At 62.8% G+C, this 15718-nt stretch carries 12 protein-coding genes; 7 read left to right on the forward strand and 5 right to left on the reverse strand.

The window, feature by feature from the left end; translation table 11 throughout:
• Nucleotide 1 precedes the first annotated feature (1 nt).
• The gene (locus JST30_11965) at nt 2-574 is read right to left on the reverse strand and encodes a hypothetical protein (protein MBS1715040.1); all 573 of its coding nucleotides are present in this window, start codon (nt 572-574) and stop codon (nt 2-4) included.
• Between the two features lie 97 nt (nt 575-671).
• Between JST30_11965 and JST30_11970 the strand changes: the two genes are divergently transcribed.
• The 3 genes from JST30_11970 to JST30_11980 all read left to right on the forward strand — a co-directional run bounded on the left by JST30_11970 (nt 672) and on the right by JST30_11980 (nt 6016).
• Complete coding sequence (locus JST30_11970) at nt 672-1829, forward strand: M20/M25/M40 family metallo-hydrolase (protein MBS1715041.1); 1158 nt, start codon at nt 672-674, stop codon at nt 1827-1829.
• Nucleotides 1830-2392: 563 nt separating this feature from the next.
• Entirely contained in the window at nt 2393-4402 is a 2010-nt protein-coding gene (locus JST30_11975) for a Zn-dependent oligopeptidase (protein ID MBS1715042.1), read from the forward strand.
• 591 nt (nt 4403-4993) lie between these two features.
• On the forward strand, nt 4994-6016 hold the full coding sequence (locus JST30_11980; GenBank protein MBS1715043.1) for a hypothetical protein: 1023 nt from the start codon (nt 4994-4996) through the stop codon (nt 6014-6016).
• 1159 nt (nt 6017-7175) lie between these two features.
• Here the strand turns inward: JST30_11980 and JST30_11985 are convergent.
• Together JST30_11985 and JST30_11990 are read right to left on the reverse strand one after the other, a co-directional pair.
• A complete protein-coding gene (locus JST30_11985; GenBank protein MBS1715044.1) occupies nt 7176-7835 on the reverse strand; it encodes a fibronectin type III domain-containing protein in 660 nt (219 codons plus the stop codon).
• Nucleotides 7836-8432: 597 nt separating this feature from the next.
• Nucleotides 8433-9605, reverse strand: a complete 1173-nt coding sequence (locus JST30_11990) for an aspartyl protease family protein (protein ID MBS1715045.1) — start codon at nt 9603-9605, stop codon at nt 8433-8435.
• A 144-nt stretch (nt 9606-9749) separates the two neighbouring features.
• Here JST30_11990 and JST30_11995 point away from each other — a divergent pair, with 144 nt between their 5' ends.
• The 4 genes from JST30_11995 to JST30_12010 all read left to right on the forward strand — a co-directional run bounded on the left by JST30_11995 (nt 9750) and on the right by JST30_12010 (nt 14182).
• The gene (locus JST30_11995; GenBank protein MBS1715046.1) at nt 9750-11036 is read left to right on the forward strand and encodes an ABC transporter substrate-binding protein; all 1287 of its coding nucleotides are present in this window, start codon (nt 9750-9752) and stop codon (nt 11034-11036) included.
• 64 nt (nt 11037-11100) lie between these two features.
• The gene (locus tag JST30_12000) at nt 11101-12228 is read left to right on the forward strand and encodes a branched-chain amino acid ABC transporter permease (GenBank protein MBS1715047.1); all 1128 of its coding nucleotides are present in this window, start codon (nt 11101-11103) and stop codon (nt 12226-12228) included.
• A complete protein-coding gene (locus tag JST30_12005) occupies nt 12225-13415 on the forward strand; it encodes a branched-chain amino acid ABC transporter permease (GenBank protein MBS1715048.1) in 1191 nt (396 codons plus the stop codon). Before JST30_12000 ends, JST30_12005 begins: the two co-directional genes overlap by 4 nt.
• The gene (locus JST30_12010; protein MBS1715049.1) at nt 13364-14182 is read left to right on the forward strand and encodes an ABC transporter ATP-binding protein; all 819 of its coding nucleotides are present in this window, start codon (nt 13364-13366) and stop codon (nt 14180-14182) included. Before JST30_12005 ends, JST30_12010 begins: the two co-directional genes overlap by 52 nt.
• Here the strand turns inward: JST30_12010 and JST30_12015 are convergent.
• Together JST30_12015 and nadC are read right to left on the reverse strand one after the other, a co-directional pair.
• A complete protein-coding gene (locus tag JST30_12015) occupies nt 14161-14874 on the reverse strand; it encodes a biotin--[acetyl-CoA-carboxylase] ligase (GenBank protein MBS1715050.1) in 714 nt (237 codons plus the stop codon). The genes JST30_12010 and JST30_12015 overlap by 22 nt on opposite strands.
• Nucleotides 14871-15692, reverse strand: coding sequence for a carboxylating nicotinate-nucleotide diphosphorylase (gene nadC, locus JST30_12020; GenBank protein ID MBS1715051.1), 822 nt, complete (start codon nt 15690-15692; stop codon nt 14871-14873). Before nadC ends, JST30_12015 begins: the two co-directional genes overlap by 4 nt.
• Between the last annotated feature and the right edge of the window lie 26 nt (nt 15693-15718).

A 15718-nucleotide genomic window follows, 5' to 3' on the forward strand; every position in this document is an offset into this window, starting at 1 on the left:
GTCAGGGGCGGCCCTTGAGGGCGAAGTCGACTTCGAGCATCGCGAGGTCGACGAGTTGGCGGGCTTCATTGATGGATCCGCCATAGGCCCCTTGGACGTGAGTGAGACCGACCTTGGCCCTCTGAAGAGCGGCGAGCGCCTGCTTCATCCGTTCGTGGCTCCGGACGACCTGGTCGTGGGGGTACTTCGAAGCTGGCTGCTCGTTCCCTTTGCCGATCTTCGCGACTTCGGCCTGAACGTCCATCGGCCTCGTCGGCGCGTTCGGTGACCAGACGTAAGCGGCCCGAAGGACGCGCGACGCCAGGTTGTCGATCTCTATCGCCCGGTGGCGGTGTCCGTTGTAGATCGGTAAGGCGTTGCGCATGGCCTTCTGAGCGGCCGCGAGGTCCTTCATGACGACTTGCATCGCTGCATGGTCGGCGTCTTTGGCGGGCGGCGTCTTGTGCCGCTTCTGGCCCTGGGTCGTGACGGGACGGTCGCCTTGAACGACCCGCCCTTTTCGGTTCTGCGCGGAAGCCGACAGGGCTGAAAGTGCCAAAGCTCCGACCAGCGACATCAATAGGATCTTCTTCATTCTCTTCTCTCCAAAACAGGGGCTTCTCCCGTGCCGGAGTGACGCGACCGCCGGAAGAATGTTCACGGGCCCTCGCTCTTTGGGCCATGATCACGTCATGATGCTGGCTGTTTTGAGCTCGGTCCTCCTTTCCGACGGCCCGTTCGACCTGGACGCGGTCGACCCTGAGCGGCTGCGTGCGACCGTCAGCCATCTCTCCTCGATGAACACGAGGAACACGAACACGCCCGAATGCGTGGAAGCGTGCAAGTGGGTGATGTCGAAATTCGAAGAGGTCCCTGCTTTCAAAGGGAACGTCGAACTGATGTCCTATCACATCACGAAAGGGTCGAGGGTCCCCAAGGACCTCGACGTCGTCCAAGTCGTCGCGACGCTTCCCGGCAAGACCGGCCGCACGATCGTGATCGGAGGGCACCTGGACTCGATCAATATGGCCCAGGGTGCCGACCCCTACACGGCTCGCGCTCCCGGCGCGAACGACGACCTGAGCGGGGTTTCTATGACCTTGGAAGCGGCCCGACTGATGGCCTCGAAGCAATGGAACGCGACCATCAAGTTCGTGGCGTTCACCGGCGAAGAGCAGGGCCTCCTCGGATCAAAGGCCCTTGCCGCCAGGGCTAAAGCCGAAAACTGGGACGTCGAAGCCGTCCTGAGCAGCGACATCGTCGGCTCCAGCCAGAACAAACTCGGTCAAAAGGACGATCAGCACATCCGGCTCTTCAGCGAGGAATCGGACAAGCACCAGGGGCGCGAGTTGGCCCGGTTCATCGAGTGGCAGACGCGACAGAGCGTCAAAGGCTTCGGGGTCAAGCTGGTGTTCCGTCGGGACCGCTTCGGCCGCGGAGGCGACCACACGTCCTTTACCGCACAGGACTACGCCGCGGTGCGTTTCACCGAGGTCTTCGAGGAATACGCGTACCAGCACACGATCGACGACCTACCCGAGCACATGGACTTCCGATACCTGGCGAACGTGACGCGGGTGAACCTCGCCGCTTTGGCCTCGCTCGCGGATGCGGGCGAGCCGCCGACGGGAGTCCGCGTCGTCCTTGACCAGTCTGCCGATACGACCCTTAGGTGGACGACAACACCAGGGACGTCCTACACCGTGTTCTGGCGCGCGACGACGAGTCCGGTCTGGGAAGGCGCGTTCGAGGTCGGAGAAGCTTCGACCTACGTCGCCAAGCGCATCAACAAGGACGACCATGTCTTCGCCGTCGGCGCGAGGGGCGGCGTCCCCGTCGTCGCACGCTGACGCGGTCTATCCGTTTTCTTACTCCGGACGGGCGTTTGCCGACGACCTTCCTCCGCCCCGCGTCGCCTCTCGGGTCAAGGCCGTCGGACGGCCTGAAGAGAACGACAATGGACAAAGACAAGAAAATGCCCGCGAACAAGCCGACCACGGACAAGGACAAGAAGCCGATGCACGCGTCGACGCCGAAACGGGACACCGAGAAGAAGTCGTCGCCTTCGAAAGGCGGTAAGTGACGGACATGGACCGACCTGGGCCCCACGATCCGCCCCGTCCCCAGCCACCGAGCGAACCTCTGCACGATCCGCCCACGCCTGGACCGATGGACCCCGTCGAGGATCCTCCTCACCCGGGTCAGGGCACGCACACGCCCGACGATCCGGACCCGCAGGAGACGCCGCAAAGGCCTGACAAGCCTGGTGGCCCTCCGCCACGGGACTGACGGGTTTTGGCCGCCTCGGACAACACTCCAAGGCGGCCTACTCTTCTGTTCTTCGTCGGATCTGACCAAGGGTGCGCCGACCGTCCCGGGAACCACGGGCCCCCGCTCGTCCAATATAAGAGAGATGCTGCTCAGAACCCCCTTGGCCGCGGCGGCCCTTGTCCTGTCCCTCGCCTCCCAAGCCCAAGAGATCCCCCAGACCATCAAAGACGCCGTGGCACGGGCGGACGCCGTCGTCGCCAAGATCGTAGCCCTGCCCGCCGGCGAACGGACCTTTGAGAACACTTTCGTAGCCCTCGACGACGCTTCGGCACGGCTGGACGGCGAGACGTCGCTGTTCCTCTTCATGCAGAACGTCTCGACCGACGCGAAGACCCGTGACGACGCCCGCGCCGCCGAAGAGTTCGTCGTCAACTGGTCGATCGACCTCGGTCAGCGCGAAGACCTCTACAACGTCCTCAAAAGCGTCGCCGACACCCGCCGTCCACAACTTTCCGGAGAAGCCGCGCGGCTCGTCGACTTCTCCATGCGCGACTATCGGCGCTCTGGCATGGCGCTTCCGAAGGAGAAGCGCGACCGGCTCGCCGCGATCGAAAAGGAGCTCCAGAAGCTCGGCGTCGACTTCGAGACCAACATCGCCGAAGACCAGACTAAACACCCGCTCACGGCCTCGGAGTTGAAGGGCGTGCCGAAGGAGGTCCTCGAGCGACAGACCAAGGTCGGGGAGACCTACCTCCTCGGTTTCGACGGCCCGACGTACGGCGCGGTCATGGACTACTGCGAGGTCGAGACGACCCGCCAGAAGATGCAGTGGCTCTATCGGCGCAGGGGCGGCCAGAAGAACGTCGACCTGCTCCAGAAGATGCTTCCGTTGCGGTGGGAGTCGAGTTCGATGCTCGGCTACAAGACCTTCGTCGACTACGTGGTCGAGACGCGTATGGCGAAGAACGCGGCCAACATCCAGAAGTTCTATGCCGATCTGAAGCCGATCGTCCGCAAGAAGGCCCTCGCCGACTTCGCCGAGTTCTCGAACGCCAAGCGCCGCATGACGAAGAACCCCAAGGCGCAGCTCATGCCCTGGGACTACAGTTTCGTCAAGAACGACCTGATGCGCACGAAGTACCAGGTCGACAGCCAAAAGGTCGCCGAGTACTTCCCCATGGAGTCCGTCGTCAAGGGCCTGTTCGACATCACCCAGCGGCTGTACGGCGTCGAGATGGTCGACGTCACGTCCAAGGCCAAGGAACTCGGGATGCCCGTCTGGCATCCGGACGTCAAGCTCTACGAGTTCAAAGACAAATCGAGCGGCGTTCTGATCGGCCGGATGTACACCGACCTCTATCCGCGCGACAACAAGTACTCGCACGCGGCGTGCTGGACCCTGAACGTCCGCCACGACTTTCTCGACGGCAAGCAGTCCGTCCCGCTTTGCGCGCTTGTGTGCAACTTCACCAAGGGCACCAAGGACAAACCCTCGCTCTTGCCCCATGACGAAGTCGAGACGTTCTTCCACGAGTTCGGCCACGGGCTGCACACGTTGTTCAGCGACACCCGCTTCGCACGGTTCGCGGGAACGGGCGTCAGCCGCGACTTCGTCGAAGCTCCGAGCCAGATGATGGAGAACTGGGTGTGGAACCCGACGGTCCTCAAGACGTTCGCCAAGCACTATAAGACGGGCGCGCCGATCCCGAACACGTTGCTCCAAAGCATGAACGCCGCCCACGCCCTGGGCAGCGGGATCGAGACCGAGAGCCAGATCTATCTCGGCGAAATGGACCAGACGTTCCACTTGGCCAAAGACGGCAAGATCGACACGACCAAGGCCGCCTGGGACGTCTACGACAAGGACACGCTCTACAAGCACGTCCCCGGCACGTACTTCCAGGCGTCGTTCGGCCACCTGGTCGGCTACGAAGGCGCCTACTATGGCTACCTTTGGTCGCTCGTCTATGCACAGGACATGTTCCAGCGCTTCGAGCAGCTCGGCGTGCTCGACCCCAAGACGGGCGCGTACTATCGGGACAAGGTGCTCTCCAAGGGCGGCACGAAGGACGAGACCGACCTCCTCAAGGACTATCTCGGCCGCGAGCCGAAGATGGACGCGTTCCTCAAGCACCTCGGCTTGAAGAAGTAGGCCCAGGGCGCTTCCCTCGCCTTTCGCCGCGCTGGCGAAGGGCGAGGCGGGCGGCCCGCCCGCCTCTCGAAGAACTACGGCCGCGAGTCGCGCCTGTTTGGGTGGCCAGGACACGTGCGCTGGTTCGTGCGCCCTTGGCCTGGTTCCGAAGGAAAACGCTGTGCTCGCTCGACCTTGTTCTAGAATGAGAAGGTGAAGCGGCTGCAGCGGACTCTGGCGACGAGGGCCGCCGCACCGTCGGTCGGAACCCGCTACGCCTCCTTGGAGGCGCCTGGACCGTCGCTCGGACCCGTGCGGCGTTCCGGAGCCCCGTTCCAGGGGTCGTCAGAACAGCCAAGACAAGTTCCTTCGGAACCGGGGTGCAACGGGCACGAGCCATCCCGTTCACCCCGGCCACCCCGGAGGAGGTCAGCATTGGTCTGGCCACCCGCCGCCCGGCGAAGATCGTGCTGGACACACGGGGATCGTCACTGGGAAACGAACCCACACGTTCGAGGCTTCGTATGGCGACCATCCTCCTGATCCTCGGGCCAAACCCTGGTCCAGGTGGCGCGGTCGGGGGGCGAAGATATTCAGAGCCATTGGAAGTGAATGATCAGGATATGCGCGTTCCTCTTCGTCCTTGCCGTCTGCGGCTGCGCAGACCCCGGCACCGATACCACGAAACTTGCTCCGCCTGGTGACCGGCCAAAGGCTGCCACCAGGCCCGAATATGTGTTCCTCTCCAGCGATCCTGGCGGTCCATTTTTCGTCGAGTGGGCGGCCGCAGACGGCGCAATCCTCCAGACGACCGCATGGCACAAAGAGCGGCCATCGCTTGCGGGGGAACCAAGGGTCGCTGCCTCGTCCGACCTGCGACTCGTGGTCGGCCGGATCGGCGGCGACCTTCGAAGCGTCGCCTTCGGCGAGCCGAAGTCCCGGTTGCTGCTTTCGAGGGAGGCACTCTCAGTGATCGAGGAGAAACATCAGTGCGGGGAAGACGCAATCGGTGCGGCGATGGGGCCTTCTGCAAAGAGCGTCTGGCTGTTCTATCGCTTGAATCCAAACGGCTGGGGCATCGTCGCGCTCGAACTGGCCCTGCCCTCGGGCGAGGTCGAATCGTCCAAGGTGTTCTCACTTCAGGAGTTGTTGGAGTTGAACTTTGAAAGGCATTGGACGCACGCGGAGAGGGCCCTGAATGGGCAGGACGGCCGAATTCTCCTGGTCGTTGCTTCAAGGCGCTCAGTCGACGTCGAAAACAACTCCGAGCCGTGCACACTTGAGTTCAACCCTCGGACGAAGTCGCTAAAGTTCCTTTGGTACGGAGATACGGCTGCCGGAAGCCGCATTAGGGATCCGGTAGTCTGCAACGGCGGTCAGGCGGGGTTCGCGGGTCAGGCTAACCAGCCGTTCCGCCTGTACCACGCCGGAGCCAAGTGGCAGGTCCCTGACGGCTCCTTGGCCGTCGCTCAGGACGACGCTGTGCACGTTCTCGTCGGAGACCGAAGGCTCTTGAGCTACGACGGTTCCGGGAAGAGGGTCGGGGAGACGCAGTTGCGGTCTCAGCACGGTGGACCGATCGGCAGCCTCCTTTTCGCGGCCCAGCGGCCATCCACGACGGGTGGCAAGACTTAAGGGTGACGGACGGGTGGCCAGACCAAGGGTGACGGCATCCGGGTGGCCTGCTTGTCGCGCGTTCCGACTTGGGCCAATGTCCACTCTTGCCGCGACAGGCAGGTCCGAAGGACACGGGCGCTCCGTCTCCGAACGATCAGGGTAGAACCGCACTCAGTGGTCGCGAGGATGTTTCACGCTGGTCGGGCGACGAAGGCCAGTTCCTTCGGAACCGGGCTGCAAACGGGCACGAACCATCCCGTTCACCCCGGCCACCCATCGGGAGGTCACCCTTTGGTCTTGCCACCCGCCGCACCCACTTTCATCGCTGGGTAAACGGCGCAAGAGACAACGGGAACCGCTTTGCAGAATGAAAAACACATGGGAGCTTCCGAGAGGCAGCATCGCCTGGCTTGACGTAGACTGGCAGGATCTAATTGACAGGGTGTTGTCGTGTTGTGATTCGAACTGTAGGGTGTTCGTCGACTCAATTGATAGCATACGTGATGACGACATCATTCTGCAGTCACTCATAACAAACCTTGGCATAAACCCAGACGTACGCAGTCCGGGTTCGATGCTGAGTGTCCGAGCGAGCAAACTGCATGAGGCATTGCGGAATCATCCCGCGTGGTTCACGGGCTATGACTGCGTGTGGATAACTGCCGCCGACCACGAATCGGGCCTATCCAGACCTAGCTTCGTGTTAGAAGCGGCCGCGGAAACCGGAAAGTGGCCAAGCGTGTCGCGTTGCTGGGGCGACGTGTTCGATTGGATGCAAGCCAACCACGTTGCAGTCGGTATGGCATCCGGATATCAGTTACTGCTCTTGTCGGTAGACACGTCCTTTACACAGCGCATGATACTGCATGGATAGTCTGACTGGGCTTGGCGACTTTCCGGCGGGTCGCCTAACCATGCTGACAAGGCAATTTCTGCGGCGGCGGGTGGCCAGACCACGGGTGACTACTCGCCCGGCGGGTGGCAGACCCCTCGCTAGGGGTGCCGAGCACTTGCCATGACTGCCCTGGCGGTCAACCCCGATTCTTGATTACAAAAATACCGCGCTTGGAGCTCTAGTGTGGACGGGTGGCCCGGTCTGGCAACACGACATGACGAGCCTTCCGAGCGCGACCGTCACGTTGCAGACCGGGTCAAAGACGTCACCAAGGTGCCGGGCTCACGCCGCGACAGAGAGCTGTGGTTCGGCCACGCCGTCTTCCCAGAGCACGACCGGCACGCTCGCCGGGCTCGTCAGGCCGTCCCGTTTAGCCGTCACCCGGAAAGCGATATAGACGCCCGGCGTGGCCTGGTGGGTGTACTTCGTCTTTTTGGTCGTGTCGAGGATCGACCAGGCGCCGCCGGAAACGAGCCTGTACTCGACCGCGAACTGCGTCGTCTCGATGTTGCCGTTGCGCTTCCAAGCGAGCTTCACGAGGCCCTGGCCGTCGGCGTTCGCCACCAGGTTCAGAGGTGTCGTCGGAGGCGTCTTGCTTCCCGGGGTCTTGTGCGGCGGCAGCATGAGCTGGTCGAGGAGGCCGTCGGGGACGGTCTGGTTCGCCCGGAACGTCTTCGCCCACTTGCTGATCACGGCCTTGCTCGACTTTTTCTGAAGGTTCTTATTGTCCAGGGCCTGATTGGCGGAGCTCCGCGAGCCGACCCATGTATTGAGGGACGACGTAAAGGACGTCGCCGCGCCACTAATCTCCAAGAGGTTCGCCGGATTCAGCCCGAGCGCTATGGCATTGGCGGAGCAGACCGTGTTAAAGTTCTGCAGCGCGACGTTCAGTTCCGGATCTGCGACGATCTCTGTGATGTATTTGCTAGTGGGATCGGCCATGGGCTTGCTTCCTTGTCGTCGGTCGTGTCGACCTCATACACTCTTTCATGTTGGAAGGCCGCCTTTCGTTCTTTAGGCCTTCGTCCGACGAAAGGGGAAAAATCTTTCCTGGCGAGACGGCGTCGCTTGACGATCAAGCGGTCCGACCTGTAGCATGCCGACAGTCATGAAGACGGTTCGATTTGCACTTTGATGACATGTCTACGCCGCAAATGTGCACAAAACGCGTGTCCCCTCCGTCACTTTCATGGTGTAAACCCTCGTGTTCATGGCGTAAACCTTCGTGTTCATGGCGCAAACCCTCGTGTTCATGGCGTAAACCCTCGTGTTCACGGCGTGAATCCGAGGATTCATGGCGTGAAGCATCGGATATTTGGCGTGAATCCGAGGGTTCATGACGTGAAGCATTGGTTTTACGGCCCGACGTCGACGGGAGCGCTGCCTCACGGAAGTCCGGCCCAAGCGCCGGCGTGCCGAGGCGGCCCGTCCCGTATCCGACCCGGTGTCACCCCAAGACCGGACCAGGAACGCCAAGATCAGACTCCCGGTCGGGCCCGCTGGCCGAGGCCCGGCGACCGTCGACCGGTCCTTTCCGGCTCAGCCGGTCGAGTTGACCAGCACCTGACGGTCGACTTCGAGCCGCATGAGCTGGCCGTTGCGCGAGAGGTCGAGTTTGACCTTGGAACCGGTCGTGCCTTTCATCATGTTCCCGGCCTGGCGGAAGGTCATGAGGGCGGCATCGGAACCGTCGATCGAGAGGACGTCGTCGCCGCGTTTGATGCCGGCCTTCTCGGCGGGGCTGCCGGGGATGACCCATGCGACGCGAAGGCGCTTCGTGCGGGGGTCGGGGAACGCGAGCACGCCCGTATCGGCCACCTGTTCGTCGGCGACCTTGCCCGAAAAGTTCTCGAATAGCACCCTGCGGTGCTTCATGTCGACGGTGATGTTGAAGTTCTTCAAGAACTCGAACCCGACGGTGCCGTCCTGATCGGCGCTGCTGGAAGGCAGGTCGATGACGCCGAAGACGCACTCTGGGACGGGCACCCCGAAGATCTTGATCTTGTTCAGCCGGACGTGGAAGGTGTCCACCGCACCGGACGCGACCATGGACTGGCCCATGAAGTCGGCCTTCTTCCCTTCCGGCCAGACCTTGGCCTCTTCGAGCGAGTCCTTGTGGGTCACGGCATAGTGGGCGTTCCCCGTGTCAAGGGCCATGTGCAGCTTGCTGCCGTTCTCCATCTCGACCGACATCATCATCGAGTTGACGCCGATGGGCAGGAGTTTGGTCATGAAGGTCGTCTTGTTGTCCGGCGCGACCTTAGTGAGGTCGTAGTCCTCGCCGAAAAAGACGAACTTCTGCTTTTCGAAGTTGATCTGAAAGGCGGTCGCTCCGAAGGGCTGGAAGCCGAGGATGCCGTCGCAGTGGGTGCCGTAGGAGAGCGTGTAGTGGTCGGTGGGCTGTTTGACGATCTCCATGTCGGTGGTCGTCATGGCCCGTTCGCCGATCTTGAGGGTCTTGAGGGGGACGGTCTTGGCGTCGAACGATCCGACGAAGTCGACGAGCTTCATCGTGCCCGTCGGCTTGCCGACGTCGAGGTTGTCGCCGACGATGACGGATCCGGAGAACCCGGTGTCGTACATCAGGGACGCTTTGGTGCCGTTGACGGTGACGTCGACGATGATGGCGTCCTCGCCGATGCGGAAGGGGACTTCGACGGGTTGCGCGGAGGTCGCGGCCAGGGTGCCTGCGAGAAGGGCGGCAAGATGCACGGTCACCTACTTTACAACGCGCGAGGGGCAAGAGTGGCTCGCGCAGTCCCGACCAGACCCGGTTCTGGCGAGAGCACGGTGAATGTCCTGTATAATCCGCGCACTTGCGCCCCGGGCGACCCTCGGGACAAAGGAGCGACAGTGGTGACTAGGACAAGACTCTTCGGCACGACGTTCGGTCTGGCGGCATTCCTTGCGGCAGGCCTCATTTCCGGTTGCACCCCGACAGGCGGCAGTGGCGGCACGACCGGCACCAGCGGCAGCACGGGCACGGGCGGCGGCGCCACGACGGGCACCAGCGGCGGCTCTGGCCCGACCAGTCGGCCCGCTCCTCCCAAGGACGGCAACGAGATCACGGGCAACGAGATCAAGATCGGCCTGGTCGCGAGCCAGAACGGCGACCTTCGGCCTTGGGGCGAGGACAGCATCAAGGGCGCCCAGCTCGCGGTCGACGAGATCAACAAAGCGGGCGGCATCAACGGCATGACCGTCAGGCTGCAGATCGCGGACAGCAACAGCACTCCTGAAGGCGGCAAGACGGCGGCCCAGAAGCTGATCGGCGACGGCGCCATCGCCATTCTCGGCGAAGTCTCGAGCGGCATCACGCAACAGATGGTCACGGTCGCGTTCGACGCGGGCGTCCCGGTCATCGCGATCGGCGCCACCAAGACCGACCTCACCGATTCCGGCAGCAACGTCTTCCGCGTCTGCTACAACGACGACTTCCAGGGCGCGGTCATGGCCAAGTTCGCCTTCGAAGAGCTCGGCCTGAAGAACGTCGCGATGATGACGGACAACAAGCAGCCGTACTCGCAGTACCTCAGCCAGTCGTTCCAGAAGAACTTCGAGAAGCTCGGCGGCAAGATCGTCGCCGAAGAGAAGTACGAGTCAAAGCAGAGCCAGTTCGCCGGTCAGATCGACAACCTGAAGCAGAAGAACCCTGAGGGGGTGTTCCTCAGCGGCTACTTCAACGAGGTCGGCCCGATCGCCAGCCAGATGCGCCAGCAAGGCCTGAAAGTGCCGCTCTTCGGCGGCGACGGCTGGGACTCGAGCGAACTTCTGACTTCGGGCGGCGACGCGATCGTCGGCAACTTCTTCTGCAACCACTACAACGAGAAGGAAGACCGTCCAGAGGTGAAGGACTTCCTCACCAAGTGGAACGCCAAGTACAAGGGTGTCCCGGGTACGACGATGGGCGCCCTCGGCTATGACGCCGCCGCGCTCGTCATGGACGCCGTCAAGAGGGCCAAGGGCAAGAAGTCGAAAGACGTCACCGAGGCCATCGAAGACACGACCGACTTCAAGGGCGTCAGCGGATCGATCACGCTGAAGGGCCAGAACGGCACGCCGGCCAAGCCTGCGCTCGTCGTCGAAGTCACCAAGAGCGGCTTCGTCCCGAAGAAGTCGTACGCGCCGTCCGAGATCAAGTAAGTTGCTGACGGCGAGCTTAGACCTTGTGGCAGGACTGGACGTTTCCATCCTGCCACAACAGTTGGTGAACGGACTCCTGCTCGGGGCGATCTACGCTTTGATCGCCCTGGGTTACACCATGGTCTACGGCGTCCTCCGGTTGATCAACTTCGCCCACGGCGAAGTGTTCATGCTCGGTTCTTACGCCGCCTTGTTCACGTCGTGGGCGCTCGGCTTTTCGCCGGACGCGTTGCGGGGCGGGATCGAAAAGCCCTCGACCTGGATGACGCTGGCGGTGATGCTCCTCGTGAGCATGCTCGCCTGTGGCCTCGTCGGCGTCTTGATCGAGCGGCTCGCCTACCGGCCGATGCGGAGCCAACCGCGCACGGCGTCGCTGATCACCGCGATCGGCGTCTCCCTCTTCTTGCAGTACGCAGGCGGGCTGTTCTTGCCCCAGTCACCACCGCCGTCCATCAGCGAGCAGGTCAACCCTTATCGCAAGGACGTGATCAAAATGACGCTGCGGCCGGCACCGGCCGAGGTCGTCCAGGAAGCGGCCACCGCACGCAAGGCTGCTGAAGACGCGCAAAAGGTCTATGACGCGGCCGAGAAGAAGGACAAGGACGCGGGCCTGAAGTCGAACCCGGAGACCGACAAGCTCGGCAGCGCGTTCCGCGACCTCGACCGCAAGGCGATGAGGAGCGAAGGCAAGGTCGTCCAACAGTCGGTGATGCTCAACATCCCGTTCGGCCAGCTCATCATGCTCGTGACTACGGTGGCCCTGATGCTGATCTTGCGTCACATCGTCCTCTACACGAAAGCCGGCCGCGCGATGCGGGCCGTCTCCCACGATTTCGATTCGGCGTCCTTGATGGGCGTGAACGTGAACAACGTCGTGACGACGACGTTCCTCATCGGGTCGGCGCTTGCCGGGGCCGGAGCGATGATGTACGCGACGATCCTCCGCACGAACCTGACCCCGTTCCTTGGTGTGACTCCGGGCGTCAAGGCGTTCGTCGCGGCGGTCCTAGGCGGGATCGGCAACATTCCCGGCGCTGTACTCGGCGGCCTTCTGATGGGGGTCGTGGAGACGCTGGTCGTCTGGCTCGGCTTCAGCGGCTATAAGGACGCGGTCGCGTTCGTCGTGCTGATCGCCGTCCTTCTGTTCCGACCGGGCGGCCTACTCGGCTCTTCGAAGGTGGAGAAGGTATGAAGTTTTGGGCCGTCCGCCTTCTTTCGGTGGCCGTCGCGTTCGCGGTCTGCATCGGATTCGACAACTTCGCCCAGGCCACCATCCCGAACTTCTACCGACTGGTCGTCCTGGCCGGTCTGTACGTGACCCTGGCGGTCAGCCTCAATCTGATCAACGGGATCACCGGTCAGTTTTCGATCGGTCACGGAGCGTTCTACATGGTCGGCGCCTACGCGACCGGCTACTTCTCGAAGCACGCCTTTCATGGTCAGGCGCCACCGTTCGTCTGGATGTCCCTCATGGCCGTGTTCGGGGCGTTCTTCGCCGCCGTCGCAGGGTTGATCGTCGGTCTACCGAGCCTAAGGCTCCGTGGGGACTATCTTGCGATCGTCACGTTGGGCTTTGGCGAGATCATCCGTATCATCACCCAGAACGTCGAAGAGATCGGCGGTTCCTACGGCATGAACGTGCGGCCGTTCGGGTCTCCGCCCCACGCGCTGTCGCTCGTGTTGCTGCTGGCAGTTTTGTGCGTCGCCGTTTGCCGGAACCTGCTCAAAACGTCGCACGGACTTCCCTTCATCGCCGTCCGTGAGGACGAAGTCGCGAGCTCGGCCATGGGGGTCAAGACAGCGACGGTCAAAGTCACGTCGTTCATCATCGGTTCGGCCTTTGCGGGAGCCGCGGGCGCTTTGCTCGCCCACTCCGAGACGTTCATTTCGCCCGACACGTTCAAGATGGACGTCTCGTTCATCATCTTGACGATGGTCGTCCTCGGCGGTACGGGGTCGATCACGGGCTCGGTCATCTCGGCGGTCGCCCTGTTCGGCATCCCTGAGTATTTGCGCTATCTGCAGTCGATGGTCGGAGGCGGTTCGATCATGGGCGCCATTTTCGCGATCGGGCTTGTCGTGTCCGGACTTCGGTACGTTCAACAGAACTGCCACGTCGGACTGGGCAAGAAGCTCGGATTCTACGGTCTGTGCGTGTTGGGCGGTTTTGTCGTCCAGTTCGCCTTGACCCCGCTGTTCAACCTCGTCCCGGCCCTCGCCGCGCTCAGGATGGAAGTGTCCGGCCTCCGGATGGTCATCTTCTCGGCGGTCCTGATCATCTTGATGCTCCTGCGTCCGCAAGGCATCTTCGCCCACCACGAGTTCGGATGGAACGCGCTGGCCCGTCTGCTCCGCGGCAAGAAGGGAGCGGCGGCTTGAGCGAGAAGGTCTTGACCCTGACCGATGCGACGATCCGGTTCGGTGGGCTTGTCGCTGTCAACAAAGTCTCGTTCGACCTCCAGAAAGGCGACCTCTTCGGCCTGATCGGTCCGAACGGTGCGGGGAAGACGACCTGTTTCAACCTGATCACGGGCGTCTATAAGCCGACGAGCGGAGAGATCCGGTTCAAAGGAAAGCAAGTCGGCGGGCTCCCGCCCGCCAAGATCGCCCGGATGGGGATTTGCAGGACCTTCCAGAACATCCGGCTCTTCCCTGCCTTGTCGGTCGTCGAAAACGTCGTCGTAGGCGGGTTCTTACGCCATCGGACGACCCTGGCCAGTGCCCTGATGTACCTGCCGTCGGCTATCCGGGAAACGGAGAGGCTCCGGCAGGAAGCGATGGCCCTGCTCGACGTCATGGATCTGGCCGACGTCGCCGATACGCGCTCGGCCGACCTCCCCTATGGCAAGCAGCGCCGTCTCGAGATCGCAAGGGCGATGGCGACCCAACCGGACCTGATCTTGCTCGACGAGCCTGCGGCCGGAATGAACCCGCAAGAGAAAGAAGACTTGCAGTCGACCGTCCGCCGGATCCGCGACGACTTCGGAAAGACCGTGTTGCTGATCGAGCACGACATGCGCTTCGTCATGGGTCTTTGTGAGCGGATCGTCGTCCTGGACCACGGTGAAGAGATCGCACAAGGGCCACCTGAGGCCATCCGGAACGACAAGAAAGTCATCGAAGCCTATTTGGGCGAAGCCGTGTGACCCGCGTCGGCACCGAAAAGGCTCTCGGCGGCCATGACCGCGGCCGGTCGGCCATCGATCAATCCTTCTAGCCGCCCGTCGTCACCGACCCGGACGGCGGTCATCCGCTCTCCCGCAACGGTCGTGTAGGCCTTTCCCGGCGTGTCGTCGACTTCGCCCCAACCGGCGGCCAGGTCGCTCCACGTCTCGGGCCAAGATCCTTGAAGGATCATGGCCGCCAGGTCACGTCCGAGTCCGCGTGGGTCCACGGCCCTACCAGCGTCGGCGAGGGTCGTTGCGGTTTCACGGACCTCCGACGGCAGCGAAGAAGGCCCTACGTTGATCCCGATCCCCACTACGGGGACGACCCGGCCAGTGGCGTCCGGACGCAGTTCGGTCAGGATCCCGCCGAGCTTACGACCCTCCCAAGTGAGATCGTTCGGCCACCGCACCCGGCATCCGACAAGCTTTGCCGTGACAACGGCGGCGTGCATGCCGAACAGCCAGGGTCTTGGGTGGTCGGCGGCGCCTCTAAGGATCAGACTCATCGCGAGGCTCTCGCCCCGGACGCTGTACCAGGTGCGACCGAACCTTCCCTTGCCTCCCGTCTGGTGACGGGCAAAGACGACGTCCGTCTCGTCGGCGGGATCGAGGAGGAGCCTGACGGCCTCGTCTTGAGTCGACGGAGTCTCGTCGATCTCCAGCCAGGTCATGTCCGGACTTCGAGGTGGAACGGGAGGGCCGGCGCCGAGTGGGTCAGGCCTCCGACCGAGACGACATGAATCCCGGATGCCGCGACTCCGCGCACCGTTTCGAGGCTCACTCCGCCACTGGCCTCAAGGACGACCTGTCGCCCGTACTTCTTAGCGGCTTCGGCCATAGCGAACGGGTCCATGTTGTCGAGCATCACGACGTCTGCCCCGCATCGGACGGCTTCATCGACCTGCTCGACGGTTTCGCATTCGACTTCGATCTTGGTCATATGGCCCGTCGAATGCCGGGCCCGGGCGACGGCCTCAGATATGGAGCCCGCAGCCTGAATGTGGTTGTCCTTGACCATGACGCCGTCGAAGAGTCCCAAACGGTGGTTCTTGCCCCCTCCGCAGCGAACCGCGTATTTCTGGAGCGACCGCAGACCGGGGACCGTCTTGCGCGTGTCCGTTACGTCGACGCCCGAGCCTTCTAACCGTTCGACGAACTTACGGGTCAAGGTGGCCGTCCCGCTCAAGAGCATCAGAAAGTTGAGCGCGGTCCTCTCCCGGGCAAGCAGTTTCGTGGACAGGGAGCGGCCCTTCAGGACGATATCGCCGGGATGGACCGGCTCCGAATCCTCAAACTTGATGTCGACGAAGCAGTCGTCAGGATCGTTCTCTTCGTCGGCAAGAAGGTACGCCGCGATCCCGCAGCCGCACAGGACGCCGTCGGCTTGTGCTTCGATCTCCCAATCGACGACCGCGTCCGGGTTCAAACAGGCGGCGCTCAGATCTCCCGGCCCAAGGTCTTCCTCAAGGGCGGCCCAGGCCTGTTCCATCCAACCTTCAGGCGACGGGTGCTTCC

Source organism: Armatimonadota bacterium (assembly GCA_018268395.1).
Taxonomy (GTDB): Bacteria; Armatimonadota; Fimbriimonadia; order Fimbriimonadales; family Fimbriimonadaceae; genus JAEURO01.

Excerpts from the sequence above, each read along its gene's own strand:
- JST30_11965 (MBS1715040.1), bottom strand. The coding sequence starts at position 574 with ATGAAGAAGATCCTATTGATGTCGCTGGTCGGAGCTTTGGCACTTTCA.
- JST30_11970 (MBS1715041.1), top strand. The coding sequence starts at position 672 with ATGATGCTGGCTGTTTTGAGCTCGGTCCTCCTTTCCGACGGCCCGTTC.
- nadC (MBS1715051.1), bottom strand. The coding sequence starts at position 15,692 with ATGGAACAGGCCTGGGCCGCCCTTGAGGAAGACCTTGGGCCGGGAGAT.
- JST30_12015 (MBS1715050.1), bottom strand. The coding sequence starts at position 14,874 with ATGACCTGGCTGGAGATCGACGAGACTCCGTCGACTCAAGACGAGGCC.
- JST30_12010 (MBS1715049.1), top strand. The coding sequence starts at position 13,364 with ATGGAACGCGCTGGCCCGTCTGCTCCGCGGCAAGAAGGGAGCGGCGGC.
- JST30_11975 (MBS1715042.1), top strand. The coding sequence starts at position 2,393 with ATGCTGCTCAGAACCCCCTTGGCCGCGGCGGCCCTTGTCCTGTCCCTC.
- JST30_11980 (MBS1715043.1), top strand. The coding sequence starts at position 4,994 with ATGATCAGGATATGCGCGTTCCTCTTCGTCCTTGCCGTCTGCGGCTGC.
- JST30_12005 (MBS1715048.1), top strand. The coding sequence starts at position 12,225 with ATGAAGTTTTGGGCCGTCCGCCTTCTTTCGGTGGCCGTCGCGTTCGCG.
- JST30_11985 (MBS1715044.1), bottom strand. The coding sequence starts at position 7,835 with ATGGCCGATCCCACTAGCAAATACATCACAGAGATCGTCGCAGATCCG.